Genomic DNA, 26,441 nt, shown 5'->3' with positions numbered 1-26,441 from the left:
GGTGCATGGCAACTCTACGACACCGTGATGTCCTCGGGGCTGGGTAGCGTCGTCGGTATGGATCGCTCGCAGGCACAGGTCGTCGCGCTGCCCGCAGATGCGAGCGGGCTGGTGGTTGGCGCAGCAGGCACGGGCAAGACATCGGCGATCCTCGCGCGAACGGCCCGCCTCTTGCGCGCTGGCGATGTTCGCGCCGATGACGTGCTGATCCTGACGCCCACGCGCCAGACCGCGACCGACCTGCGCGACCGGGTCACCGCCGACCTGGATATCGCGACCCCGGGACCCTTGGCGCGCTCGGTCGCGTCGTTCGCCTTCCAGATCGTGCGATCACGCGCCGTCACGGCGGGCGATCCGCTTCCGCAGCTTCTCACCGCTCCCGATCAGGATGCCGTCATCGCCGATCTTCTGGAGGGCGACGAAGCGGATGCCGCTGAGGGGGCATCCCGGTGGCCCGAGTCTTTGGGCACGGCGGTGCGACGGTCCCGGGGGTTTCGGTCGGAGCTTCGAGCTCTGTTCGCGCTCGCCACCGAACTGGGGCTCGCGCCGCAAGACCTCGAACGCCTGGGAGCCGACCGCGCCAACCCGGTGTGGTCAGCGGCTGGCTCGTTCTGGCGTGAGTATCGATACGTGCTCGACCGGCTGCACCCAGCCCATCGCGACCCCGCCGAGGTGCTCCGTGAAGCCACCGAGGCGTTGCTGCTCGGTGGTGTCACCACGATGCCGAGCCTCCTCATGGTCGATGATGCGCAGGAGCTCAGCTGGGGTGCGGTGGCGCTCCTGGAAGCTGCGCGCGTGCGGGGAATCGCCGTGCTCGCGTTCGGGGATCCCGACGTCGGCTCCGGCGCATTCCGCGGTGCCGGTCCCGAAACCTTCGCACGGCTGGCATCGATGTTCACCGATCGGTTCGTGCTGCGGCATCCGTACCGCGCCCGTCCCGCCCTCGTGCGGGTTGCCCGCACTGTCGCCGGATCGATCGGAACCGCGGGCGCGGTAGAGCACCGCCTTGCTCCGGATGCCGAACCTGCCCCGGTCGAGCCGGCTGCTGAACCCGTCGCCTCGGGCGGAGCCGGCGAGATCACGACGATGTGGGCAGCGTCGCCGCACGAAGAGCTCGACGGGATTGCGCGGACGCTGCGCTCCTGGCACGTCGCCGAGGGCCTGCCGTGGCGCGAGATCGCCGTCATTGCGCATGACACGCGCCAGGTCGCGAGGCTGACGGCTGAGCTGGCTGCGCGCGAGGTTCCGACGCGCGCAGCCAGTGCGGCAAGACCGCTCGGGGAAGAGCCCGCGGTGCGGGGCTTGCTGCACCTGGTGCGCCTGGGGATGATGCCGGCCGTCGAGCGCCCCGCGGAGGAGCTGGCGGCGGCGCTGACTTCGCCCTTTGGCGGCCTCGATGCGATCGGACTGCGCCGTCTGCGCGCCGTGCTGCGGACGCAGGAGTTCGAGGGGGAGACCCGACGTGCGGCCTCGGAGCTGCTCACCGAGGCGATGGCTGAACCGGCGGCGCTGCTGCTGATAGACACGCCACAGGCGCGAACTGCCTATCGGCTCGCGCAGACGCTCGCGCAGATCCATGCCGGCGCAGCCCATGGCGACTCCGCCCACGAGCTGCTCTGGCTGGCGTGGGACAGGTCGCAGTTGGCTGGTGCGTGGCGGGAGCGGGCGCGCCTGGGTGGGGCGGAGGGGGCGGAGGCCACTCGATCTCTGGATGCCTTGGTCGCCCTCTTCGCCGCAGCCAAGCGATCGGCTGAGCGTGAGGATGAGGATCCGGCCCGCTTCCTTGCCGACATCCTTGGCAGTGAGGTGCCGGAGGACTCTCTCGCGGCGGCGCAGCGTCGCGATGTGGTCGAGATTCTCACCCCGGCGGGGTCGCTGGGTCGCGAGTTCGAGGCAGTCGTGATCGCCGGTGTCCAGGAGGGCGTCTGGCCGAACACGCGGCTGCGCGGGAGCCTCCTCGATGGCTGGCGGCTGGCAGACGAGGCTGAAGCATGGCGCCACGGTGGGACCCCCGTCGCCCTCGATGTTCTCGATCGCCGACGGAGCGTCTTGCACGAGGAGCTGCGGTTGTTCGAGCGTGCGCTGACGCGGGCCGGTACGCGCCTCCTCGTTACGGCCGTTGACGACGAGGATCAGTCGCCCAGTGCGCTGTTCTCCTATCTCCCCGAGCCGCCGCCACGTCGCTCGGACCGGCATCCGCTCACGCTGCGCGGCGCCGTTGCCGGTTACCGCAGAAAACTTACCGAGACGGCAGACCCCGCTGTTGCCGAGCACGCCGCCACGCAGCTTGCCGCGCTCGCTCGGGCGGGCGTGCCGGGCGCCGATCCGGCCTCGTGGTACGGCGTGAGAGAGCGCACGGGTGAGGGCGGCATCCACGATTTGCATCGCGCGCCGGTGTCGATCTCGCCGTCGCGCGTAGAGGCTTTCGAGGAGTGCGGGCTGGACTGGGCGATCCGCGAGCTCGGCGGCGATTCCCGCACCTTCTCGGCGGGCCTCGGGACGATCTTGCACGCCGCAATGGAGACGGCTCCCGACGGAACGTTCGAGCTGCTCGATGCCATCGTCGAAGAGCGATGGGGTGAGCTCGACTTCGAAGCTGACTGGCTTTCCAAGCAGGAACGCCAGTGGGCCACGACCCTCACGCGCCGGCTGGCGAGCTACCTGCGCGAGTTCGCCGCCCGCGGGGGAGAGGTGGCCGGCGCCGAAGCGCGTTTTCGCATCGCGATCGTCGCCGGTAGCGACGGCCCGAACGTCGTTGCGATCACCGCGCCCGGATCGCCCCCGGCCGGCACTGTGGCGATCATCAGTGGGTCGATCGATCGGGTCGAGCGGTGGGTGGAGAACGCCGACCCACGGGTTGCCGTGATCGATTTGAAGACGGGGAGATCCGAGGCCCGCGTGTCCGATGACAAGGTGGCCACTGATGCGCAGCTGGCGGCGTATCAACTCGCGGTGGGAGCGGGAGCGGTACCCGGCGCTGAGCAGGGGCAGCTCGTGGGGGCCCGCCTGCTGGTGCTCTCGAAGACTCTCAAGGGTACGGATTACCGGATGGCGCAACAGATGCCGCTAGATGCCGACACCCGGTCCGCGCTGCTTGAGCGCATCGTCGCGGATGCCGAGGCGATGGCTGCCCACAGCTTCACGGCGTACCCCGACGTTCATTGCAACGATGATCACTTCGCGGTGTGCCGGCTGCATACGGTCAAACCGGTGAGCGCGCCGTGACTGGACCTGGATCGGGCGGCCCGCTTCCCCTGGCGCGGTTGTCGTCGCTGCAGATCGCCGACCTTCTCGAGCTGCCCGCGCCCACCGAGCCGCAGCAGCGCGTCATCGAGGCGCCGCTGTCTCCTGTCCTGGTGGTGGCGGGGGCCGGCAGCGGCAAGACCGAGACGATGGCGGCACGGGTCGTGTGGCTCGTCGTCAACGGCATCGTCCGCCGCGACGAGATCCTGGGTCTGACCTTCACGCGTAAGGCCGCCGGCGAGCTTGCCGAGCGGATCGACCGGCGCCTCGCCCGCATCGACGCCCTGACCCGCGAGGGCCGGATCGAGGCGATTGCCCAAACCGATGCGGAGCATCTACTCCTGCGCCCGCGCGTATCGACCTACAACGCGTTCGCCGACTCGCTCGTGCGCGAGCACAGCGCCAGGATCGGACGCGACCCTGATGCGGCGCTGCTGAGCCCGTCAGCATCCTGGCTGCTTGCGCGGCGGATCGTGATCTCCTCGCGCGATCCTCGGTTGGCGGACCGCGAGGACCGGTTCGGAACTGTCGTCGACAGCCTGCAGCGCCTCGCCGGCGAGGTCTTGGACCATGGTGTCGACCTCGACGAGCTCTCGGCGTTCGGCGACCGCGTCGCGCGCAGCGTCGAACCTGCCTGCAACCCGGCGCTGGCATCCCCCGGCGACATCGAGAAGTTCCACACCGCGATGAGCGCGCTTCCGCTTCTTGCCGAGCTCGTTCGCGACTACACGCGGGCAAAGGCTGCCCAGGGAACCGTGGACTTCGCAGACCAGGTATCGGGCGCGCTCCAGATCGTGACGGCCGCACCATCGGTCGCCGACGAGGTTCGCGGTCAGTACCGGGTGGTGCTGCTCGATGAATATCAAGACACCTCGGTCCAGCAGACCCAACTCCTGGCCGAGCTGTTCGCCGACGGTGCGGTCATGGCGGTAGGCGACCCGCATCAGTCGATCTATGGATGGCGAGGCGCCAGCGCAGACAACCTCGCGTCCTTCCCTGCAGCCTTCGCCCGCACCAGCGCCTGCACGCACGTGGCACTCATGACCAGTTGGCGCAATGACTCCCTCATTCTGGATGCCGCCAACGCGCTTATTGCCGACCACGGCGCTCGCGGCATTCACATCCCGCCCCTCGAGTCCAGGCCGGGGGCCCCCGCCGGTCACGTGGGGCACGTGTACGCGAACACGATTGATGACGAAGCTGCAGAGGTCGCCGCTTTCTTCGCGCGGTTGCGTTCTGAGCATGAGTCGGCGCACGGCGGCGGCGCTGCGCATTCGGGTGCGATTCTCTTCCGCACCAAGCGCCATATGACGGTCTTCGCTGACGCGCTTGCCGAGCGGGGGATCCCTCACCGCATCCTGGGACTCGGTGGACTGCTTTCGACCCCCGAGGTCGTCGATGTCGTCGCCGTCCTCCGCGTGCTCGATGACCCGCGCCAAGGATCCGCGCTGATCCGCATCCTCTCGGGTCCGCGCTTCGGGGTCGGGCTGTCGGACCTTGCGGCGCTGCGCCGGCTTGCCGACACCCTCGCGCGGCGCGGGGCCGACCTCACTCCGCTGGCACCGGAGGTTCTGGCACGGATGCGGGATTCGGTCGGACCCGACGAGCAGCCATCGATCGTCGACGCGCTCGACAGGATCCGTTCGCTGCGACCCGACAGCGGACTGCTCTCGGATTTCAGTCCTGACGGCGTCGAGCGGCTTCGGGGCGCGTCCGGCATGTTCCACCGCTTGCGCGGGGTGCTCGGAGGTCCCATACCCGAAGTCATCCGAGCAATCGAGCGCGAACTGCTGCTCGATATCGAGCTCGCGGCCAACGAAACCCGAGGCCCGGCAGGTCTCGCCGCCGCGCAGCTGCGATCGTTCCTCGACGAGATCCAGGGGTTCCTCGCCGTCGACGAGCGTGGGTCGCTGTCGAGCCTGCTCGCTTGGCTGGACCACGCCGAAGAGACAGACGAGCTCATGCCGCGGACCGAGCCACCCGAACCGGGCGTCGTTCAGCTGCTCACCATCCACGGAGCCAAGGGGCTGGAGTGGGACGCCGTCGCGGTTGTGCGGATGGTGCAGGACGAACTGCCGGCAAGGCCTCGGTCGACGCAGGGCTGGATGGGGTATGGCACGTTGCCCTACCGGTTCCGCGGTGACCGGGCGGCGCTTCCGGTGCTTGCGTGGGAGGAAGCGACCGACCGCAAGGCGCTACGGAGCGCGATCACGCAGTTCAAGGCATCCGTCAAAGAGCACCTCGCCGGTGAAGAGCGGCGGCTCGCCTACGTCGCAGTCACCCGGGCGCGCAGCGACCTGCTGTTGACCGGTTCGCGGTGGGGAGGGCAGCGCGACCAGCGCGCGCCCAGCGTCTTCCTCGACGAGATCGGTGCTGCCCTGGGGTGGGAATCCACCGGCTCGACTGACGACAGTGCGAATCCCTATGAGGACCGCCGTGGACCCGCCGTGATCTGGCCCATGGACCCGCTCGGGACACGCGCCGACCGGGTTCATCGCGCGGCGCGGCAGGTGCGACACATTCTGGATCGGTGGCAGACAGAGCCGCCCGTCGAGCCGGACATCGATCCCGAGATCGTGCAGCTGCTGGCAGAACGCGACGAGCGTGCCGCGCTGCGCCGTGCCGTCGGCGACGGCCCCCGCCGGGTTGCTGCCTCACGATTCAAGGACTTCGTCGTCGACACCGGCGCGGCGCTCGACGAGTTCGTCCGCCCCATGCCCGAGCGGCCTTACCGCGCGACGACCCTCGGGACACGCTTCCACGCGTGGGTCGAGTCCCGGTCGGGCCGGACCGGCCGCGGATCATCCCTGGATGATGCGCTGTGGGAGCTCGACCTCAGCGACGACGAGGGCGTAGACCTCGGCGGGGATGCAGGGGCCGCGACGGGAGAGTCGGAGGACGCCGCCCTGCGGCGACTGCAGGAGGCGTTCCTGCGATCTGAATGGGCCGAGCTCGCTCCGATCGAGGTCGAAACCGAGATCGATATGTCTTTGCGCGGCGCGGCGGGTGTGGAGCAGATCATCTGCAAGCTCGATGCCGTCTACCGACGCGAGGATCGGGGCGGAAGGATCGAGATCGTCGACTGGAAGACCGGCGCCCCGCCGCGAACGGCGGCCGATCGGAGCAATCGGATGCTGCAGCTCGCGCTGTATCGCCTCGCGTATCATAAGCGCTCTGGCGTGCCCCTGGAAGACATCGATGTCGTGCTCTACTACGTCGCCGACGACCTCACGATCCGCTCCGACCGGGTTTACTCCGAACCGGAGCTTGCCCACCTCTGGAACGCCGCGCGTGCGGCTCGCGCGGGCTCGTCCGCGTCAGAACCGTCCTCGGACGTGAACAGTGCCGGAGAACTCGATGCAGGAAGGATGATGGGGGCCGTGACGAGCTCGGAGGCGGCGGCACTCTCGCCCTCGCTCTCCAGTGCAGGCACTGCCTCGTCATCAGCAGCGGGAGAGTCGTCTTCTGCGTCGGGTGTATCAGACGACTCGTCGAGCTGACCATCGTCCTGGGCGGGGAGCCACATCGCCAACTCTTCAGGGTCGTAGGCGTCTGTGTGCATCGAGGTGTCCGCCGGCTGCGCATCGGCATCAGCGAGCGCAGCAGAGGTATCGGGCACGCTCCCCAGTACCGCCATGGCATCGTCCATGCCCGAGGACGTACGAACGACCAGATCGTCGGCGCCCACGGTGTCCGCGAGCGACGAGAGCAGCGCTTCGGCGTCGGCAACGATCGAGCGATCGTCAGCGTCGTGACCGTGCACCAGCCAGGCCGCGAACTCGAGCTCGGCGTGCAGTCGAGCTCGGGAACGGAGCAGCCCGTCGGGGGCTCGGCTGCTCGCGGCGACATACGCGTTCAGGACATCGCCTGCCGCGGCAGGTGCCGAAGCCAGCCATTGCAGGTCTACTGCCGGGTCGCCGACCGCAACGGCGTGCCAATCGACGACGCCGACCACGGTAGGAACCCCGCCGTGGTCGTCCAGAAAGAAACTCGAGGAGGAAGCGCCGCCCAAGACCACTGTCGGTTCGAAGCGCCAGAGGTCATCGTCGGCGATTGCGCGACGCCACCGCGACACGAGAGCGCGCGGCATCCGTTTGGTGTGCTCTGCCCGGTCGACAAGACGCGACGCTTCGTCTCTGACCTGCTCCGCAGACCGGACCACCAGTCCCGCCTCGCGAGCCCAGGACACGGGGAGGGCATGCGTTGCGGCCAGAGCTTCGGCAAGTGCCGGAGCCACGCCCGGGCCGGCGGGTACCTCGCCGGGGTCGACGCGGTAGCCGGCGATGAAGCTCGTGATCACGGCCGTGTCATCTGCCAGGGGCACTTCGCCGAGCAGCTCCGGTGCCGAGTACGGCAGCAACGCGCGCACGCCGGGCGTGAGCGCGCGCAAGGCCCTCGCGTCGGCGCGGAGGTCGTCGCCCGCCTCCGGGTCCGTTGCCACACGGATGACGACCTGAGCCCCGGTGTCGAGCGTCGCCTGCACGGCATCCACGCGACCCGTCGAGTTCTCGGTCAGCGGGGCGACGGCGACGATGTCGGCATCCGGCGCGACGGCTGAGACCGCCGCGGCTAGAGTGAACAGGGTGCGCGCCATGTGCCCAGGGTAGGTCTGGCAAGCGCCGCAGCCGTCGCGCCACGCCCTTGAGGGAGGTCCTCGTTCCCATGCGCTCCTCCGCCGTCCCGCCGCTGGCCCGGAGCGGTTTCGACCGTGCTGAGCACCGCAGAACGACGATCGGATCCGCGCCGGATGACGCCGCCCTCGTGCTTCCGGTGCACCGCGACAGCGCTCCGGTGACAGCTGAGGCCGGATCCGGCACCGCCTTGCACTGGTGGCCGAGCACCGACCCCGCGCTGGCAGAAGCCGACGGCGAGTACGGCTTCCTCGGCGCCGGACCCGACGGCACGGACCGCTGGGTTCTCGCGCTCCGCGAGGTTCCGGCAAGCCTCGATGACGGGGTTTCGTGGGCGCCGCTGCGAGTCATCGGCGGAGAGCTCGGCGACGCCGACGGCGGAGCTTTCGTGGCGGCGGTGAGCCTCGGGCGCTGGTTATTGGACTCTGCCCATTGCCCCCGCTGCGGCTCGCTGAGCGCTCTGCAGTCCGGCGGGTGGTCGAGGCGGTGCTCCTTCTGTGAACAGGATCTCTTTCCCCGCACCGACCCCGCCGTGATCGTCGCTGTGACTGATCCCGCTGGAACCCGGCTGTTGCTCGGATCCCACGTGGCCTGGGGGATGGGGAGGTTTTCGTGCTTTGCCGGGTTCGTCGAGGCCGGCGAGTCTCTCGAGGCCACGGTCACGCGCGAGATTCTCGAGGAGGCCGGCGTTCATATCGAGGACATGACGTACGTGGCGTCGCAAGCGTGGCCCTATCCGCGCTCTCTCATGGTGGGCTTCAGCGCGGTGACCAGCACCGAGATCCCCGTTGCCGATGGGGAGGAGATCGTCGAGGTCCGCTGGTTTGATCGGGCCGAGATCGGCGCAGCCTTGGCCGGGGAGTCTGATGTGCAGCTTCCCGGGCCCAGTTCCATCGCGCGGGCCCTCATCGAGCAGTGGTACCGATCGGCGCAGCAGTGAACGCGCTCGACGGTCTAGACGAGCAGCAGCGCGAGGCGGTGACGGCGCTGCGGGGGCCGGTATGCGTGCTCGCCGGAGCTGGTACCGGTAAGACCCGGGTGATCACCCGGCGGATCGCGCACGGCGTCGACACCGGCGCCTATTCGCCGGGTCGTGTCATGGCGCTCACCTTCACCAGCAAGGCCGCCGGTGAGTTGCGGGGCAGACTGCGGACGCTCGGTGTCGACGGGGTGGCCGCCCGCACCTTCCATAGCGCGGCGCTGGCCCAGCTCAACTATTTCTGGCCTACCCTCGCCGGCGACCGGCCACCGGCGATCATCGACAACAAGGTGCGGGTTCTCGCGCACGCCGCCGATGGCATCGGGCTGGAGCTCGACACACCGACGCTGCGCGACGTCGCCGCCGACATCGAGTGGCGCAAGGTCACGTTGCGCACGATCGACGACTACGCGCGCGTCCGCGCGGGAGGCACCGTTGGGAGACTGCCGGCCTCGACGGCAGTTGAGCTTCACCGCGCCTACGAGGCGCTCAAGGACGAGCGTCGACAGATGGATTTCGAGGACGTGCTCCTCGCGTGCGCCGGGATGCTCGAGACCGAGGCTCACGTGGTAGCCGCCGTCCGGGAGCAGTACCGGCACTTCACCGTCGACGAGTATCAGGACGTGTCTCCTCTCCAACAGCACCTGCTCGAACTGTGGGTAGGGGACAGACGCGATCTCTGCGTGGTCGGCGACGCGAGCCAGACCATCTATTCGTTCGCGGGCGCGGACCCGCGGTTTCTCATCGATTTCCCGCGGCGCTGGGAGGGTGCCCGCGTCGTCGAACTGCATCGCAACTATCGGTCGGATGCCGCGGTCCTGGCCGTCGCGAACGAGCTGATGCGAGAACGCCCGGGGACCGTGCACCTGACTGCCGCGGCGGCGGAAACAGTACCGCCATCGCCGCCGACCGTGTCTGCGTATCGCGACGAGGCCGACGAAGCGCGCGGCGTGGCTGGCCGTATCGCCGATCGGCTCCGGGCGGGCGCCGACCCGGCATCCATCGCCGTCCTCTATCGAACCGGAGCGCAGTCAGCGGAGCTCGCGGCGGCGCTGGCAGACGCGGGGATCGCCACGACGGTGCTGGGAGGTCGGCGGTTCTTCGACCTCCCCGAGGTGCGCCAGGCTGTGCTGGCGTTACGCGGCGCCTCAGTGGCTCCGCTGGAGAGAGGTTTCGTCGACGCAGTCCGTGACATCCTCCGCTCACTGGGCATGACCGACGAGGCGCCCCCCGCGGGCGGCGCCGTGCGCGAATCATGGGAGGCGCGCACAGCGATCCTGCGTCTGGCTGAAGAGGCGCCAGCCGGAACTACCATGCGCTCCTTCACCGACGACCTGATGTCCCGAGCCCGGGCACAGGACGAGCCCACCCTTCGCGCCGTAACCCTCGCGACCCTGCACGCCGCGAAGGGCCTGGAATGGGACCACGTGTACCTGGTCGGTCTTGCCGAAGGATTGCTACCGATCGCATACGCTACCCACTTCGATCAGATCGACGAGGAGCGACGCCTTGCGTACGTCGGCATCACGCGGGCACGGCGATCGCTCTCGCTCTCGTGGCCGGCCGGCTCACGGGGGCGCTCACCGTCACGATTTCTCCAGGAGATTCGCACGAGCACTCGGGATGCTGCTCCCACAGCCGGTGCTCGGCGTCGGCAGCAAGCGTCAGCCGCAGACTGAGCCCGCTGCGACCTGCCAGCAGCATCCTGCCCGTATGGAGCGTCGCCTCGGCGGCGAGCGTTGCCGGGCCCGCCGGATCGCCGCGTCCGATCAGCTGCGCAGCCACCAGCGGCCACGCAGGATCTCGGTCTCGTTCGTGAGCTGACACACAGCCCAGGCACGCGCTCTGGCCCGGCAGAACGAGCGGGCCGACCTCTGCCTCTCCAGCACCCAGCACGATCGCGACATGCGGGATGTCCTCGCGCATCCAGGCGGCGGCTCGCCGAGGATGCAGGCCGTGCGCAGCTACCATCACGACGGCATCCTGCTCCCGCGAGGTGCCGAGCGCCGCGTCGATTCCGAGGTCCTGCAGTCCGTCGCGGATCTGCGGCCCGTACTGGGCAGCCGGATCATCGGCGAGCTCCACCCCGACGCGCAGGGAGGTGCCGGTGCTCACGATGACCGAGCTCAAGCGATCGAGCAGTGTGTCGACATCGGCGGCCGCGACCCCGAGGGATCGGGCGAGCGCGCTCACTCCGACCTCCGGTATGCCCTTGCCCAGCTCGCGGATCACCTGGAGTTGCCACAGCGCCGGCTCGTCCAGCCGTGCGCGATCGCTCCTTCCGAACTGGAGCATCGTCGGCGTGCGCCACAGGGGCGGATAGGCGGGGTCGATGCGCAGCATTCCCCGATTGTCTGGGCTGAGCTCGCCACGGCGGTGTCGCTGTCCACAGAAATCTCCGCGCGCGTCTGGCAGCGCCGCTGGGGAGGAGCGGCGCAGGCTCAGACGGGTCGCTCGTCGGGACCGTCGTCTGCCGGACCGCCCTCATCGGAGTTCTCGTCCGCCGCGGACCCGCTGCCGTCTTCGCCGGAGAGCAGCCGTGCCAGCGCGTCGTCGAACTCGTCGGGGGTGGGCTCCTCACCGCGCGCGCGTGCCTCGAGCCGCGTAATCAGGGCGCTCGGGTCGTCGATGTCGGCTGCCGTCGGAACCAGGTCGGGCGAGTCCCACAGTCCGTCTCGCGCCTCGATGCCGACGGCATCCGTGATCGCGCGCCACATGCTGGCGGCTTCACGGATGCGGCGGGGGCGGAGCTCGAGTCCCACCAGAGTCCCGAGGGCCTGCTCGGCCGGACCGCCCACGGCACGGCGGCGTCGCACGGTCTCGGCGATACGATCGGCAGCCGGAAGACGCGTCGTGGCCTGCGCGGTCACGACGTCAACCCAACCCTCGATCGTCGCCAGCATCGTCTCCAGGCGCGCAAGGGCAGCCTGCTGCGACTCGGACCGCTCCGGCAGCAACGCCCCGCTCTCCAGCGCCTCGCGCAGCTCCTCGGGGTGCTGCGGGTCGAACCGGCCAGCGAGGTCTTCGAGCGCCTCCGTGTCGACGCGCACGCCGCGCGCGAAGTCCGATACCTGTGAGAGCACGTGCAGTCGCAGCCACCGGGCGTGGCGGAACAACCGCGCGTGCGCGAGCTCACGGGTGGCGATGTAGAGCGCGAACTGGTCGTCGGGGATCTCGAGATCCTTCGCGAGCTGAGCGTAGTTCTGGGGCACCACCGCGGCCTGACCGTCGGGCAGGAGCGGAATGCCGACATCGCCGCCGCTGACGACCTCGGTCGAAAGGTTCCCGACCACGGTCCCCAGCTGCGCGGCGAACAGAGAACCACCGATCGTGCGCATCACGCGACCCGCGCCGGCGATCATCTGCTGCATCTCGGGAGGGGACTGCTCTTGCAGCGCCGCAGTGAAGGCATCCGCGATGCTCGTGGCTACCGGCTCAGCCAGCTCCTGCCACACCGGCAGGGTGGCTTCCACCCATCCGCCGCGAGTCATGGTCACTCCCGGACCCGGGAGATCGGAGATCGTCGTCGCTTCGCCGAGCCAGAGGGATGCCAGGGTGAAGGCATCGTCGGCTGCCGACCGGTCGGCAGCTGTGATGCCCGCGCCGTCCTTGTTCGCGATGTGCAGCGCCTGCGTGGTCGCGGCATCCCACGAGATCCCGCCCTCGCCGGCCGAGGCCATCGCGCCCTGCAATTGCTGCATGGCCCGCTGGATCATCGCGGGGTCGAACCCCATCTTCTGCAGTTCGGCGAGTTGGTCGCCGCCCATGCCGGCCTGACCGAACAGCTGCCGGAAGAGCTCGGGAAGGTCGTCGTCGGGGTTCCGGTCGTCGTCAGCCACGGGTGCCGCCTTTCAGCCGGTTCTTGAGGATGGCATCTACGCTAGTCGCACGAATGATCGCACCCGCGGGCCCCACCTGAATCGCCTTACGCCGGTCGCGAACGACGGCCGAGAGGATGACGTGGCGCTGTTCGACGAGAACGTATCGGTGACGCCTGCCCGGCGGGCACCCATCAGTCGCCGGACGCGGGTGGGACTGTGGGCGCTGGTAGTCGCGCTGCTGGCCCTGCTGGCGATGTCGTTCCTGCCCACCGCCTACGTCATCGAGCTTCCCGGTCCGGTGTACAACACGCTCGGCACCGTCAGCACGAGCGACGGCGAAGAGGTTCCGCTCATCGAGGTCTCGGGAGCCGAGACGTACCCGACCTCCGGCGCCCTGGACCTGCTGACCGTGCAGATCGCGGGAAGCCGGGAGCGTCGGCCGTCATGGTTCGACCTTGCTGTTGCGTGGTTCGACCCCTCCCGCGCCGTCGTCCCGATCGAGGCTGTCTTTCCCGAGGGCCAAACCAGCGAGCAGCGCAGCGAGCAATCAGCCGCTCTCATGGTCGACTCCCAAGAGGAAGCCACGGCTGCGGCACTGACCGAGCTCGGCTACGACATCGGCACGCAGGTCACTGTCGTCTCGGTCGGCGAGGATGCTGCAGCGGACGGCATCCTGGAAGAGGGCGATGTCGTGCTGCGCGCCGACAGTGAGCCCGTGACTGACGCCGCTGCCTTGCGCGAGCAGGTGCAGCAGGACGGCGGGGCGCCGCTGAGCCTGGACATCCTGAGGGATGGTGAACCACTGACGGTCGAGGTCACGCCGGCTGCAACCAGGGTCAACGACGAGACAGTGTGGATCATCGGGATCACGCTCATCACCGATTACGACTTCCCGATCGACGTGACGATCCAGCTGAACAATGTCGGTGGCCCGAGCGCCGGGATGATGTTCGCGCTCGGGATCATGGACATGCTGACGCCGGGAAACCTCAACGGTGGCCAGAACATTGCGGGCACCGGCACGATCACCGCTGACGGGACCGTTGGACCGATCGGCGGCATCCAACAGAAGATGTGGGGGGCGTTCCGCGCCGATGCCGACTACTTCCTCGCTCCGGCTGCCAACTGTCCGGAGGTCGTCGATGAGATTCCCGGTGACCTGCAGGTTTTCTCGGTGGCGACCCTCGATGACGCGCTCAGCGTCCTCGACGCGATCAGCTCGGACGGCGACCTGTCGCAGCTTCCGACGTGCCAGTGAGTCGGGGAACCGGTCGGCGGGGTCGCTGAGAGCGAACAGGATCAGGGCATCTGTACGGCGATCGCTCAGAAGCGGCCGCCTAGGATGAAACGGTGACCACGACCTCAGCGCCGAACAGGGCCACGCCTTCGCCGTCCCGCCGCATCCTCGCCATATCGCTCGCGATCATCGCCGCGCTCGTCGTCGGCTTCTTCATCTTTGCGAGCCTCTACGCAGACTGGCTGTGGTACGACCAGCTCGGATTCCAGGAAGTCTTGCTCACCCAGTGGGTGGCCCGCGTGATCATGTTCGTCGTCGGTTTCCTCGGGATGGCCGTTCCGCTGTGGGTCACCATTCAGCTGGCCTACCGGTTGCGACCGGTCTACGTGCGATTGAGTTCGCAGCTGGATCGCTACCAGGAGGTCGTCGAGCCGCTGCGTCGCCTGGCGATGTGGGGTATCCCTGTCTTCTTCGGGTTCTTCGCTGGTTTCGCCGCTTCCACGCAATGGCAGACGACGTGGTTGTGGCTCAACGGCGTCACTACCGACGTGACGGATCCGATCTTCAATCTCGACACCGGCTTCTACATGTTCGCGATGCCGTTCTACAGCGCACTGCTGGGCTTCGTTTCGGCGGTCCTGCTGGTGAGCCTGCTCGTCACCGTCGTCGTGTCCTACCTCTACGGTGCCGTCCGGGTCGGGCAGCGCGAGCTGCGCATCTCGAAGTCCGCCCGCATTCAGATCGCCGTGATCGCGGGACTCTACGTCTTGGTGCAGGGCGTGAGCCTGTGGCTGGATCGCTACCTGCTGATGGTGCAGAACGATGACCGCATCACCGGCCCCGCCTATACGAGCGCCAACGCCGTCATCCCGGGTCTATCGATCCTCGCGATCAGCGCGATCGTCGTCGCGATCCTTTTCTTCGTGACAGCCATCATCGGTCGGTGGCGCTATCCGCTCGTCGCGACCGCGGTACTCGTGGTCGCCACCGTCGTCGTCGGTGTCGGTTACCCCTGGGTGGTCAACACGTTCCAGGTGACTCCGAACAAGATCAACTACGAGGCGCAGTACTACCAGTACAACATCGACGCCACGAAGGCCGCCTACGGTGTCAATGGTCTCGAGCAGATGGAGTTCTCGGCGGCAACTGACGCCGAAGCCGGACAGTTGCGCTCGGATGCCGCGACCACGGCGCAGATCCGCATCATGGACCCCGCCATCATCCCGCCGACCGTGCGTCAGCTCGAGCAGTACCGGGCGTACTACCAGTTCCACAATCCGCTCGACGTCGACCGGTACGAGATCGACGGACAATCCCAGGACACGATCGTCTCGGTGCGCGAGCTCGATGTCGATCAGCTGGATGCCGCGGCACAAACGTGGCAGAACACCAGCCTCATCTACACGCACGGGTACGGGCTCGTCGTCGCCAAGGGCAACGACCGCACCACCGAGGGCGAGCCGGTCTTCCTCGAGCGCGGCATCCCTGCCTCGGGGTTCCTCTCCGACCAGGAAGACTTCGAGCCGCGCGTGTACTTCGGTGAGATGTCGCCGCAGTACTCGATCGTCGGTGCGCCGGAGGGCACAGCGCCGATCGAGCTCGACTATCCGACGGGCTCCTCGGAAGGCTCTGGCGACGTCAAGACAACGTTCGAAGGCAACGGCGGCCCGAGCGTCGGGAGCGTCTTTAGCCGCCTGATCTACGCGCTGAAGTTCCAATCCGAGCAGATCCTCTTCTCGGACGACATCAACGAGGAATCGCAGATCCTGTACGACAGGGACCCGGCGACGCGCGTTCAGAAGGTCGCGCCCTATCTGCAGCTGGACTCCGACCCGTACCCGAGCGTCGTCGACGGTCGCATCGTGTGGATCATCGACGGCTACACGCGCAGCGCGAACTACCCGTACTCCTCGACGGTGAGCCTGCAGGAGGCGATCTCGGACTCCAACACGGCGCAGCAGCGCTTCGGTCTCGACAACATCAACTACATTCGCAACTCTGTGAAGGCCACCGTCGATGCCTACGACGGAAAGGTGACGCTGTACGCCTGGGACGAGACAGATCCGGTGCTGCAGACGTGGCAGAAGGTCTACCCCTCGACGCTCAAGCCGGTCTCCGACATGTCGGCAGATCTCATGAGCCACGTGCGGTACCCGACCGATCTGTTCAAGGTGCAGCGCGCGATCCTCGGGGTGTACCACGTCGGTGATGCGCTGTCCTTCTACCAGCGCGACAACGCCTGGGAGACGCCGAACGACCCGCAAAACGACTCCGAGCTCCAGCCCCCGTACTACCTGTCGATGCAGATGCCCGGCCAGACCTCGCCGACGTACTCGATGTTCACGACGTTCATTCCCTCGTCAGAGGCCGGGAACGCCAGAAACGTGCTCATGGGGTACCTCGCGGTCGACTCGAACGCCGGGGATGAAGCCGGCACCGCGCGAGACGATTACGGCAAGCTGCGGATGCTCGTGATCTCTGCAGACACGACAGTTCCGGGCCCCGGTCAGGTGCAGAACACGTTCAACGCCGATCCGCTGGTTTCGTCGCAGATCAACCTGCTGAAGCAGGGGCAGTCCGACGTCCTGAACGGTAACCTGCTCACCCTGCCGGTGGGTGGCGGTTTGCTCTACGTCCAGCCGGTGTTCGTGCAGTCCTCGGGAGCGACAAAGCTTCCGACCCTGCAGAAGGTTCTCGTCTCGTTCGGTAACGACATCGCGTTCGAAGACACCCTGTCTGAGGCTCTCGATGCCCTGTTCGGCGGTGACGCCGGTGCCACCGGCGGCGACAGCGACGTGACGCCCACGCCGGGCGCCACAACGCAGCCGACGCCCGAGCCGACGCCGACTGAAACGACGCCCAGCACGCCGACCGAGCCGACCGACGCCTACCAGGCAGCGCTGCAGGAGGCCCAGCAGGCGATGCTGGACCGGGATGCGGCGCTGAAGGCCGGCGATCTGACGGCGTTCGCCGAGGCTGACGCACGGCTGACAGCGGCAGTGGAGCAGCTCATCGCCCTGGGCGGGCAGTAAGCCCCGCTCAGGCGGTGAGAATCCACCACCAGATCAGCAGCAGCGTCACTACGAAGCCGGCGAACTGGTTGATCCACAGGAATCGGCGCCATCCGATGGTTGCGCGTTCGGCGTCGGCGTCACGGATCGACCGGTAGGGCCACACTGCGACGAGGTAAGGGATTGCTGCGATCGCTGCCAGCGGGCCGGGCCAGGCCGTGCCGAGCATGACCAGTCCCGACAGGGCGTAGCAGACGAGAGCGAACCAGACCGTCCATCGCGCACCTCGGGCTGTGGCGATCGACGAAATCCCCGCCTCCCGATCGGCGACGACATCCTGCACTGCACCGAAGGCGTGTGAGGCGACTCCCCACAGGCCGAAAGCCACGATGATGAGTCCGAGCTGCCACGTCCAGGTAGCTCCGGCGAGCACGAGACCGTAGACGGCGGGCGAGAAGAAGTGGATGCTGCTGGTGATCGAGTCGGCGAAGGGTCGCTCCTTCAGGCGCAGCGGTGGAGCGCTGTAGAACACCACGAAGAACAGGCTCAGCGTGAGGATCACCCACGACAGCGGTGACCCGACGATGGCCAGGTAGACCACGAACGGGGCGCACGAGAGCCCAGCAGCCCACAGGGTGATGGGGTGCATCCGCCGATCGAGGACTGCCCCGTGCGCGCCGCCCTTGCGTGGATTGCGAAGGTCCGATTCGTAGTCGAAGACGTCGTTGATCCCGTACATCGCCAGGTTGTAGGGGATGAGGAAGAACAGGGTGCCGATGACGAACGTCGCGTCGACCTGGCGGGTCGTGAGGAGGTAGGCCGCCGCGAAGGGATAGGCCGTGTTGATCCAGCTCACCGGCCGCGACGAGACGAAGAGCTCGCGGATCACTCTGCCGGGCCCGAGCGCCGGTTCAGCGGTGTTCACGGTCGACCCCCGCGCGAGCCTTGGGAAACAGGACGTAGACGGCAGGCACGAGGTACGCGGCGCAGATCGCGTACGAGAAGTCCTCGATCGGTGCGACCCCGATGCGGATGCCGCTCGAGGTGCCCTCGGGATAGGCGACCAGCCCGGCAGAGATGATCACGTTGTCGAAGATTGCGGTAAGGACCACGAGGACAGCAGCGCTGATCGTCGATGCCAGCATCCGCCGTTTCATGCCGGGCTGGGTCGCCGACAGCAGCGTCACCACAAGAGTGAACAGCGCGAACGGAATGATGATGAGTGCGTACGTCATCGCTCGTTCACCGCCCTGTCCTTGCTCGACCGCGTGGCGCGGGAGTCGATAAAGCGGAGCGCACCGGCATAGATCACGAGCCCGAGGTAACACAGGAACGCGAGGAAGAACGGCTCTTCCAGGGGAAGCTCGGGTGCGAGATCAATCCCGATGAACAGGCCGCTGTCGCCCTTGATGAACGCGTGGGTGAGGATGCCGACGGCATCCCACGCGAGGAAGAACATCACTCCGATCCCGACGGCCGCGAGCGTCCGTACCGGCGCCGCGAAGGCTGCCAGCCGCCATCGCGCGTCGATCACCGCAATCCCCGCCGCAGAAACCAGGATCGCCAGGAGATACAGACCCGGCATCTCAGACAGCCGCCGGCTCAGCGATCGGCCCGGGGAGCGGTCACCGCGGAGGCGCTTGACGACGAGTTCGGCTGAGATCAAACACATCGGCAGCCCGATCCCCGGCAGGGCCGAGGCCCCCGCGTAAGCGAGGGAGTCGACCTTCTTGGATGCATTCCGCGGGCGGAAGACCGCACTCTGGCGCAGAGTGTGGGCAAGGCCCAACGCGTTACCGCGCCACGCGTGGAAGTCGTGTTCGAAGTCGCCCGGTGCGATAGTGCGCCGGACCGTGATCCGTTCGGCAAGATCGGGGATGTTGCACCACTGGGAGATCTGTGCGATGACACGATCGGCGGCGGCTTCGATCCGCGGCGAACCCCCGCGGTCGACACCGCCGTGTCCGAGGCTCGGGTCCGCGGGAATGGGAACCAGGACGAAGAGGTTCTCGCTGCCCTCGGGGGCGACTGTCGGGTCGGTCGCGGAGGGCTTGCAGACGTAGATCGATGCCGGGTCGGGGACGCGGGTGTGCTCCCCGAAGATGTCATCGAAATTCGAGCGCCAGTCTTCGGTGAACAACAGCGTGTGGTGGGCGAGCTGCGGAAGGTCGCCCTCGACTCCCAACAGCAGGAGGAGTGCACCGGGACTGGGAGTGCGCTTCTCCCACCACTGCTCGGGGTAGGTGCGGAGCGGCTCGGGAAGCAGCTGGGTTTCCGTGAAGTGCAGATCTGCCGACGAGACGACGAGGTCGGCATCCACGCGGCGTCCATCGGCAAGTGTGATTCCGGTCGCCTGCGCGCGTCCGCCTGCGGTGGGCGTCGTGACGATCGAGGTGACCTCGGCACCCGTTTCGATGGACACGCCTGCCCCTCGCGCGACTCGCTCGACGGCACGGATGACCTCATAGAGCCCTCCCTGCGGGTAGAGCACGCCGTCCGCGAGGTCGAGGTGGCTCATGAGGTGATAAAGGCTCGGCACTCCGTACGGAGACCCGCCGAGGAACACTGCGGGATACCCGAGGACCTGCTGGAGGCGCTTATCGCTGAAGCGGCGTTCGACGTGACGTGAGAGCGTCGTGGTCAGGAGCGGAGCGAGCTGCGGCACGCGGCGCAGCAGCGCCGGGTCGCGAAGACCCGCCGTCGTCTCATACGTGTCGTACAGAAACCGGGTGACCGCCAGATCGTAGGCATCCTTCGCCGAGTCGAGGTACTCGGCAAGGGCAGCACCCGCACCCGGTTCGATGCTCTCGAACAGCTGGGTGGAAAGCTCCCGACCCGAGCGGATGTCGATCGGATCGCTTGCGGTGCCGGCCGGCGGCTCGCTGTAGACGCGGTAGGCCGGGTCAAGGCGCACGAGGTTGAGCTGTTCGGCGGTGGTCGTGCCCATCAGCCGGAAGAAGTGGTCGAACACTTCGGGCATGAGGTACCAGCTGGGCCCGGTGTCGAAGCGGAATCCGTCAGCCTCCCAGACGCCGGCGCGGCCTCCGACCTGATCGCGAGCCTCGAACAAACTCACCGCCCACCCCTCGCGCGCGAGGAGGGCTGCGGTTGCCAGGCCGGCGATGCCACCCCCGATGACGACCGCGCGGTCGGCATCCGTTCGGGGGGCTGCGGGTCGTGCGCTAGCTGTTTCGCTCATGCGGAGTCCTCATTCCTCGGGCGGGCGGATTCAGGGGCGACGTGACCGGGAAGGCCGCGCTCACGGGCTGGTTCGGCGTGGTGCTACTCCGACGAGGGCGCGGGCGATGAGTCCGGCCTTGACGATATTGGGCACCCGCACCCGTGCGGTCGGTGCGGGGTCGGCGCGGAGCCGTCTCGAGAGCTCGGCGAACAGGTCGTGCGCTGCGGTCACGGCTCGGCGGCAATCCGGGGGCAGATGGGGGATGACGGCTGCTGCCGCGGCCAGATCCCCATCGATGCGGTCGAGGATTGCGACCCGGTCGTGGGCGCCGGTCGTGATTCCGAGGTAGTCGCGTCCGAGCGCGGCCTCGTCGTGGTCGAGATCGCGTAGGAAGTTCACGTCTTGAAAGGCAGCGCCGAGGCGCCGGGCTCCGTCGACCAGTTCGGGAGTGGGGCCCGAAGGGGAAGCTTGGCCGGCGTTGACGAACACCTGCAGACACATGAGCCCCACGACTTCGGCCGATCCGTAGACGTACGAGTCGTGGGAGGCGTCGTCGTGTGAGGCAACCGTGAGGTCGGTTCGCATCGAGGCGAAGAACGGATCGGTGAGGTCTGCTCCGATGAGACATTCGCGGGCTGTTCGCGCAAAGGCGTGCACGATGAGGTTGCTGCTGAAGCCGCGACCGATCGCTGTCATCGTCTCTTCTTGCAGCGCGTCGAGGAGGGCAGCGGCTTGCGTGGCATCCAAGCCGGCCTCGACGGCGGGGCCGTCGACGATCTCATCGGCGACGCGGACGAGGGCGTAGATGTTGCGCACGTGTGTGCGGGCTCGGGACCCGAGCAGGCGCGTAGCCATGCCGAACGAGGTCGAGTATGCCGCGATCACGGCTGCCGCAGCCTCGTCGGCTGCCGTGTCGTACAGGGCGATGCCCGTCGGCTGATGACTCACGGAATGCGCTCCTCCACTGCCGCAGCGAGCGTATCTGCCAAGGTCACCGCGCGGGGAGGGAGAGTCGAACGGGAGGCGCGTCGGCGCACATCCGACAGGTTCTCGACAATGAGTTGATGAAGCCGCTCACGGGCGCCGCTGGCTTCGAGCGCTGACTGGGCGTGGCGGACCGCGATCGGTCCGGTGTGTGCCACGGCGAGGGTGCTGGTGACCAGCGGCCACTGCGCGCTCTCGCGGGCTAGCGCAATGAGAGGCGTGCGCTTGGACTCGCGCAGGTCGCTTCCGGCATCCTTGCCAGCTTGCTCTGCCGTGCCGAACGCGCCGATGAGATCGTCCACAAGCTGAAACGCGAGACCGAGTGAGCCGCCGATGCGTTCAAGGTCGGCTATCCACGTCGAGGGCGCGCCGGCCAGAATCGCGCCCGCGCAGAGCGGCGCGGTGAACGAGTACACCGCTGTCTTGTTGTAAGTGGCGGCGAGGATCTCTGCCTGTTCCGCGAGATCGGGCGTCACGCTGTTTTCGACGTCGGCGAGTTCACCAGCCGCCGAGACGAAGACGGCATCGTCCAGGAGGTCGAGCAGTCGTGTGCGTTGCATGTCGGGCACGTCGGCAAGCGCGACCATCCGGGTCGCCTCGTGGAGAAGGAGGTCACCGGCGAGAATTGCGGCCGCATCCCCCAGCAGCGCCGCGCCTTTCGCATCTGCGCCCTGGGTTTTTGCTCTGATGCGGAAACGGCCCGCCACGTTGGGCACGCCGCGCCTGGTCACGTCGTGGTCGATGACATCGTCGTGGATGACGAACGCGCTATGTAGCAACTCGAATGCTGCGGCCACAGACGACAGGCCGGGGGCACGCTCGAGGTCACCGCCGACGGCGAGAAAGGATGCCACGACCAGCTGTGGTCTCAGTCGCTTTCCGCCGGCTGTCGCGGCGCTCACCGCGGCGGTGAGCGCCGACATCGACTCTCCCTGTTTCGTCGCCCGGGCTGCCAGTCGCGCCAGTGCCTCGTCGATCGCGGTGTCGACGGCGAATCGGGCGGCGTCTGGGATCATGAGGCTCGTCGCTGCAGTTGCGGGGATTCGAAGATGCCGAGTTGCTGGGACTGCAGCACGAGCCAGGGGCTGAAGGCCCAGGGCGTGGTTGCCAGCGACGAGCCGAGCTCTTCGGGGTCTACCCAGCGGGCTTCGACGACTTCGAGGGGATTCGGAGCGACCTCGTCATCGGTGCGTGCGATGTAGACCGGGCAGATCTCGTTCTCGACGATTCCGCCTGCGTCGACGGCGCGGTAGCGGAAAAGCGGAAGCGCGAGCTCGATGTCGGTCAGGTGGATGCCGAGCTCGAACTCACCGCGTCGCTGCACTGCCGACAGGAGTGGCTCTGCGGGCCTCGGGTGACCGCAGAAGGAATTGGTCCAGACGCCGGGCCAGGTTTTCTTGTCGAGTGCTCGTCGGGTAACGAGCACCTGCCCCTCGGCGTTGAGGACGTGGCACGAGAAAGCGAGATGGAGTGCGGTTTCGGTGCCATGCACACTGCTCTTCGGGGCGGTGCCTACCGGGTTGCCATCGTCATCCAGCAACACCACATGGTCGCCATCCGTCATTATTCCTCCTCCTATATCGCTAGCTTAGCTAGCAATATCTCCCGTCCGATGATAACAAGGAGTGGAAAGGGGTGTCCATCATGACCACGCCGTGGGTTCCGCAGACTCCACACCAGCAGGCTGTGCTGGACGTTCTGCTGAGCATCCGTGCGCTCAATGATGCCATGGACCGCATGAACGGCGGCATGAAAGACGACATGGACATGAACGCGACGGATCTCGCGGCCCTGCGCATGATGATCGTGCGAGAGCAGCGGGGCGAGTCCGTCAGTCCGCACGACATCGCGAAGCACCTGCGGATATCGACGGCATCGACGACGAAACTGCTGGACCGACTTGAGGGAGCCGGCTATATCGAGCGCCACCCGCATCCGAGGGATCGCCGTGCACGCATCCTGACGTTGACGGCGCACTCGCGGGCGACCTTCTTCAAACACTTCTCCGAGCACCTCGAGCAGATGCGTCGGGTGACCGAGCCGTACACGGAGGATGAGCTGAGGCTCATCGGCCGGTATTTGACCGATGTGAGCCAGGCGATCGACCCCGCCTGAGCTCACTGCGGTGGGGGTCTCTGGCAATGCAGAAGGTCCCGGATCTTGTCGATCCGGGACCTTCTCTTGGTTGCGGGGGCAGGATTTGAACCTACGACCTCTGGGTTATGAGCCCAGCGAGCTACCGAACTGCTCCACCCCGCGGCACAAGGATCAACCTTAGCACGGTTCCCACGGCCTCGCATCTTTGGGTTAGCGAGGTGGGGCCCCGGTTGCCTCGACTCATGCCGGCCGGGGAGGATGGCCGCATGACGACATCCCGAGGCGACCTACGGACGGCGCCCGGCGCCGACGCCGGGCCCGACGGGCGATCCGAGACGCCCAGTGAGCGCGCCGACCGCAACTGGGATGATGTGCTCCAGGAGTTGCGCGTGCTCCAGACCGGCACGCAGATCCTCACGGGATTTCTCCTCGCCGTCGCATTCCAGCCGGCATTCGGTGACCTCACCGATCCGCAACGCGCCTTCTACCTCGTCCTTCTGGTGCTCGCGGCTCTGAGCGCGATCATCGCGTTGGCGCCGGTCGCGATGCACCGCAGCCTGTTCCGCAGGCTCGCCAAGCCCGACGTCGTGATCTTCGGACACCGCGCGCTCGTCGGTGCCCTGGGGACCGTCGGTCTCCTTCTCGTGGGTGTAGTGGCTTTCGTGTTCGACGTCGTGCTCGGTTTCGACCCGGCCTGGATCGCAGCGGCCGCCCTCGGTGCCGCCGTCGTCATCCTGTGGCTCGTCGTGCCGGGGTATCTGCGCAGGCACCATTCTCGAAAGGCGGACCGCTCATGACCCGGATGCCGGCACCGGCAGTCCCCGTGGCAATTGCGCAGTTCGCGCCGTCTGCCGACAGCGAGGCCAATGCGCGTCAGATCGATCGAATGGTCGATGTGGCAGCTGACCGCGGTGCGAGCCTCGTCGTGTTCCCCGAGTACTCCAGCTACTTCGTCGACCCGTTCGACCAGACGCTCGCCCGGCACGCGCAGCCCGTGGATGGACCGTTCATCGCGGCTCTTCAGCAGTCAGCGCAGCGAACCGGCACGGTGGTCGTGGCAGGACTCATCGAAACGGCGACCAACCCCGCGAAGGTGCGCAACGCGGTAGTTGCGGTGGGCTCTGAGGGAGTTCTCGCTGTGTACCGCAAGCTTCATCTCTACGATGCGTTCGGGCAGCGGGAGTCTGATTGGGTCGAGGCCGGCGAGCTCGTGCCACCCCAGACTTTCGACGTGGGCGGACTGCGCTGGGGTCTCATGACCTGTTACGACCTGCGGTTTCCGGAGGTCGCCCGAACCCTGGTGGATGCCGGGGCGGAGGGGATGGTCGTCCCCGCAGCCTGGGTGCGAGGTCCGCTCAAAGAGTTCCAATGGCAGACGCTGTTGGCGGCCCGCGCGATCGAGAACACGGTGTTCGTTGCGGCTGCCGACCATCCGCCACCGCTCGGGGTCGGGGCCTCGGTCGTGCTCGACCCCCAAGGTGTGGCGATCGCGGGTGTCGGCACAGGTACGGATGTCGCTGTGGGCTACGTGGATCCGGATGTCATAGATCGCGTGCGGCGCGTCAATCCGGCGCTTCGGCTGCGGCGGTTCGACGTGATCCCGCGCCCGTGACCGGTGTCGCGGGGCGGCGTCGAACGAGAGCATCACGACTGCATAGTTCGCTCCCGACTGAGCCATAGGATTCACACAGCATCCGGCGGCACCGTTGATGGTGCTTGGAAGGAGCATCCATGAGCACCGAGAACACCGCAGATTCCGTCGACCCGCAGGGCGCCGCCGAGACCGCGAACAGGGAAGCCGCGCAGGGCGCTGACGCCTCCGCGCACGCGACCGCCCCCGCCGCCACACCGGTTGAGTCGACGCAGTCCACACAGCCGACGGAACCGCTGCCGCCGACCCCCGGGGTGTCCCCGGCTGCGAGTGCCTCACCGACGTGGGCTCCCCCCGCGGCTGGAACCCACCACCCGCAGTCCCCCTACGCGCAGGCTCCCTACACTTCCCCTGCAGCTGCCCCGAACTACGCCTTCGCTCCCGCCACGACGGCGGCGCCGCGCGCAAAGGTCGGCGCGGGCAAGGTTGCCGGGATCATCATCGCCGCCGCCCTCGTGGGCGGTGCCGCCGGCCTGGGGGGTGCCTACGCCGGCGTTTCGCTGTTTGCTCCCGACACCGTGACGACAGCATCCAGACCTGCAAGTGTCACGGTGAACGACACGTCCTCTGTGACGCAGACGACCGGGATCGCGGCCAAGGTGCTTCCGAGCGTTGTCACCATCGAGGCCAGCTCCTCCAGCGGCGGCGGAACGGGCTCCGGGGTCGTCCTGACCTCTGACGGCTACGTCGTCACGAACACGCACGTCGTCACCCTTGACGGCGCGACGGCAGACGCGACGGTTCGCGTCACCACGTCAGACGGGCGCGTCTACGATGCTGACGTCGTCGGCACCGACCCCATCTACGACCTCGCCGTCATCAAGCTCGTGGGCGCCGAGGATCTGACGCCGATTGATTTCGCCGACTCCTCGAATCTGAACGTTGGTGACCAGACCGTCGCGATCGGTGCTCCGCTGGGGCTGTCGAACACGGTGACCACGGGTATCGTGAGCGCACTCAACCGCTCGATCCAGATCTCCTCGGCTGCTGCGCCCGACACCGACCAGAGCGACCCCAACTCCGAGGATCAGGGCGGCGAGGGGCCGTTCTACTTCGACTTCGGTCAGGGCCGCCAGGGCAGCACGGGATCGAACGAGACGATTTCGATCGCGGTGATTCAGACGGATGCCGCCATCAACCCCGGAAACTCGGGTGGCGCCCTGGTCGATTCCGACGGCAAGCTCATCGGCATCAACGTTGCGATCGCTTCCGCGGGCGGATCCTCGGGCCAGGCCGGCTCCATCGGCGTCGGCTTCTCGATCCCCTCGAACGTCGTCGAGCGTGTGACGCAAGAGATCATCGACACCGGTTCGGCAACGCACGGACTGCTCGGTGCGAGCGTGCAGAACGCCGCGATGATTCAGGGCTCCACCATCACCGGTGCCTACGTCGCCGACGTGACCGACGGTGGCGCGGCCCAGCGCGGCGGCCTGCAGGCCGGCGACATCGTGACGGGCTTCAACGGTGTGCCGATTTCGGACGCGACCGATCTCACCGCCCAGGTGCGTGCTGCAGCGGCCGGAAGCGACGCGACAGTGACTTTCGTTCGCGACGGTCAGACCCGCACGGTGGACGTGACGCTCGGACAGCTCGGTTCGTGAGCACG

Annotated in this window: 17 protein-coding genes, 1 tRNA gene and 1 pseudogene; 10 read left to right on the top strand and 9 right to left on the bottom strand. The window is 67.6% G+C overall.

All coding sequences use genetic code 11. From position 1 onward, the window contains the following. The first annotated feature begins 57 nt into the window (after positions 1-57). Both MICSW_RS09930 and MICSW_RS09925 read left to right on the top strand, forming a co-directional pair. Positions 58-3,225, top strand: coding sequence for an ATP-dependent helicase (locus tag MICSW_RS09930; protein WP_464495529.1), 3,168 nt, complete (start codon positions 58-60; stop codon positions 3,223-3,225). Beyond that, positions 3,222-6,743 (top strand): ATP-dependent DNA helicase, encoded by a 3,522-nt coding sequence (locus tag MICSW_RS09925; protein WP_347424852.1) that lies wholly within the window; start codon positions 3,222-3,224, stop codon positions 6,741-6,743. The genes MICSW_RS09930 and MICSW_RS09925 overlap by 4 nt, the downstream gene beginning before the upstream one ends. Before the next feature lie 341 nt (positions 6,744-7,084). On the opposite strand, the pseudogene MICSW_RS09920 reads toward MICSW_RS09925, so the two are convergent. Further along, positions 7,085-7,837, bottom strand: a pseudogene (locus MICSW_RS09920) (phosphotransferase); the annotation flags it as partial. A 68-nt stretch (positions 7,838-7,905) separates the two neighbouring features. Here MICSW_RS09920 and nudC point away from each other — a divergent pair. Together nudC and MICSW_RS09910 are read left to right on the top strand one after the other, a co-directional pair. Next, positions 7,906-8,814, top strand: a complete 909-nt coding sequence (gene nudC / locus MICSW_RS09915) for an NAD(+) diphosphatase (protein ID WP_228177119.1) — start codon at positions 7,906-7,908, stop codon at positions 8,812-8,814. Next, complete coding sequence (locus MICSW_RS09910) at positions 8,790-10,532, top strand: ATP-dependent helicase (protein WP_347424851.1); 1,743 nt, start codon at positions 8,790-8,792, stop codon at positions 10,530-10,532. The genes nudC and MICSW_RS09910 overlap by 25 nt, the downstream gene beginning before the upstream one ends. Before the next feature lie 762 nt (positions 10,533-11,294). Here the strand turns inward: MICSW_RS09910 and MICSW_RS09905 are convergent. Next, positions 11,295-12,692, bottom strand: a complete 1,398-nt coding sequence (locus MICSW_RS09905) for a zinc-dependent metalloprotease (RefSeq protein WP_228177121.1) — start codon at positions 12,690-12,692, stop codon at positions 11,295-11,297. Between the two features lie 121 nt (positions 12,693-12,813). Here MICSW_RS09905 and MICSW_RS09900 point away from each other — a divergent pair, with 121 nt between their 5' ends. Next, positions 12,814-13,932, top strand: a complete 1,119-nt coding sequence (locus MICSW_RS09900; protein ID WP_464495520.1) for a YlbL family protein — start codon at positions 12,814-12,816, stop codon at positions 13,930-13,932. A gap of 92 nt (positions 13,933-14,024) precedes the next feature. Continuing rightward, positions 14,025-16,943 (top strand): UPF0182 family membrane protein, encoded by a 2,919-nt coding sequence (locus MICSW_RS09895; RefSeq protein ID WP_464495517.1) that lies wholly within the window; start codon positions 14,025-14,027, stop codon positions 16,941-16,943. A 7-nt stretch (positions 16,944-16,950) separates the two neighbouring features. On the opposite strand, the gene MICSW_RS09890 is transcribed toward MICSW_RS09895, so the two are convergent. The 6 genes from MICSW_RS09890 to idi are packed head-to-tail and all read right to left on the bottom strand — an operon-like array spanning position 16,951 to position 22,651. Next, entirely contained in the window at positions 16,951-17,847 is an 897-nt protein-coding gene (locus MICSW_RS09890; protein ID WP_228177124.1) for a prenyltransferase, read from the bottom strand. Further along, positions 17,834-18,157, bottom strand: coding sequence for a lycopene cyclase domain-containing protein (locus tag MICSW_RS09885; RefSeq protein ID WP_347424846.1), 324 nt, complete (start codon positions 18,155-18,157; stop codon positions 17,834-17,836). Before MICSW_RS09885 ends, MICSW_RS09890 begins: the two co-directional genes overlap by 14 nt. After that, entirely contained in the window at positions 18,154-20,121 is a 1,968-nt protein-coding gene (crtI, locus tag MICSW_RS09880) for a phytoene desaturase family protein (protein WP_464495513.1), read from the bottom strand. The genes MICSW_RS09885 and crtI overlap by 4 nt, the downstream gene beginning before the upstream one ends. A gap of 60 nt (positions 20,122-20,181) precedes the next feature. Next, complete coding sequence (locus tag MICSW_RS09875) at positions 20,182-21,051, bottom strand: phytoene/squalene synthase family protein (RefSeq protein ID WP_228177128.1); 870 nt, start codon at positions 21,049-21,051, stop codon at positions 20,182-20,184. Beyond that, positions 21,048-22,103 (bottom strand): polyprenyl synthetase family protein, encoded by a 1,056-nt coding sequence (locus MICSW_RS09870; RefSeq protein ID WP_228177129.1) that lies wholly within the window; start codon positions 22,101-22,103, stop codon positions 21,048-21,050. The genes MICSW_RS09875 and MICSW_RS09870 overlap by 4 nt, the downstream gene beginning before the upstream one ends. Then, positions 22,100-22,651 carry an isopentenyl-diphosphate Delta-isomerase gene (gene idi / locus MICSW_RS09865; protein ID WP_228177130.1) on the bottom strand — a complete coding sequence of 184 codons (552 nt, stop codon included), beginning with the start codon at positions 22,649-22,651 and terminating at the stop codon, positions 22,100-22,102. The genes MICSW_RS09870 and idi overlap by 4 nt, the downstream gene beginning before the upstream one ends. An 80-nt stretch (positions 22,652-22,731) precedes the next feature. Between idi and MICSW_RS09860 the strand changes: the two genes are divergently transcribed. Beyond that, entirely contained in the window at positions 22,732-23,202 is a 471-nt protein-coding gene (locus MICSW_RS09860) for a MarR family winged helix-turn-helix transcriptional regulator (RefSeq protein WP_228177131.1), read from the top strand. Between the two features lie 67 nt (positions 23,203-23,269). Here the strand turns inward: MICSW_RS09860 and MICSW_RS09855 are convergent. Then, positions 23,270-23,346: transfer RNA gene (locus MICSW_RS09855), tRNA-Met, on the bottom strand. Between the two features lie 104 nt (positions 23,347-23,450). On the opposite strand from MICSW_RS09855, the gene MICSW_RS09850 reads away from it, so the two are divergent. The 3 genes from MICSW_RS09850 (at position 23,451) to MICSW_RS09840 (ending at position 26,436) form a co-directional block, all read left to right on the top strand. Then, the gene (locus tag MICSW_RS09850; protein WP_228177132.1) at positions 23,451-23,981 is read left to right on the top strand and encodes a DUF6328 family protein; all 531 of its coding nucleotides are present in this window, start codon (positions 23,451-23,453) and stop codon (positions 23,979-23,981) included. 5 nt (positions 23,982-23,986) lie between these two features. After that, positions 23,987-24,796: a carbon-nitrogen hydrolase family protein gene (locus MICSW_RS09845; protein WP_228177186.1), complete on the top strand. Its 810-nt coding sequence runs from the start codon at positions 23,987-23,989 to the stop codon at positions 24,794-24,796. Between the two features lie 119 nt (positions 24,797-24,915). Continuing rightward, the gene (locus MICSW_RS09840; RefSeq protein ID WP_464495506.1) at positions 24,916-26,436 is read left to right on the top strand and encodes a S1C family serine protease; all 1,521 of its coding nucleotides are present in this window, start codon (positions 24,916-24,918) and stop codon (positions 26,434-26,436) included. Positions 26,437-26,441: the final 5 nt, after the last annotated feature.

The sequence above is a fragment of the Microbacterium sp. SW12 genome (genome assembly GCF_055391095.1).
The sequence above is the reverse complement of the archived record's forward strand: the minus strand, read 5'-3'. Positions and strand labels throughout refer to the sequence as shown.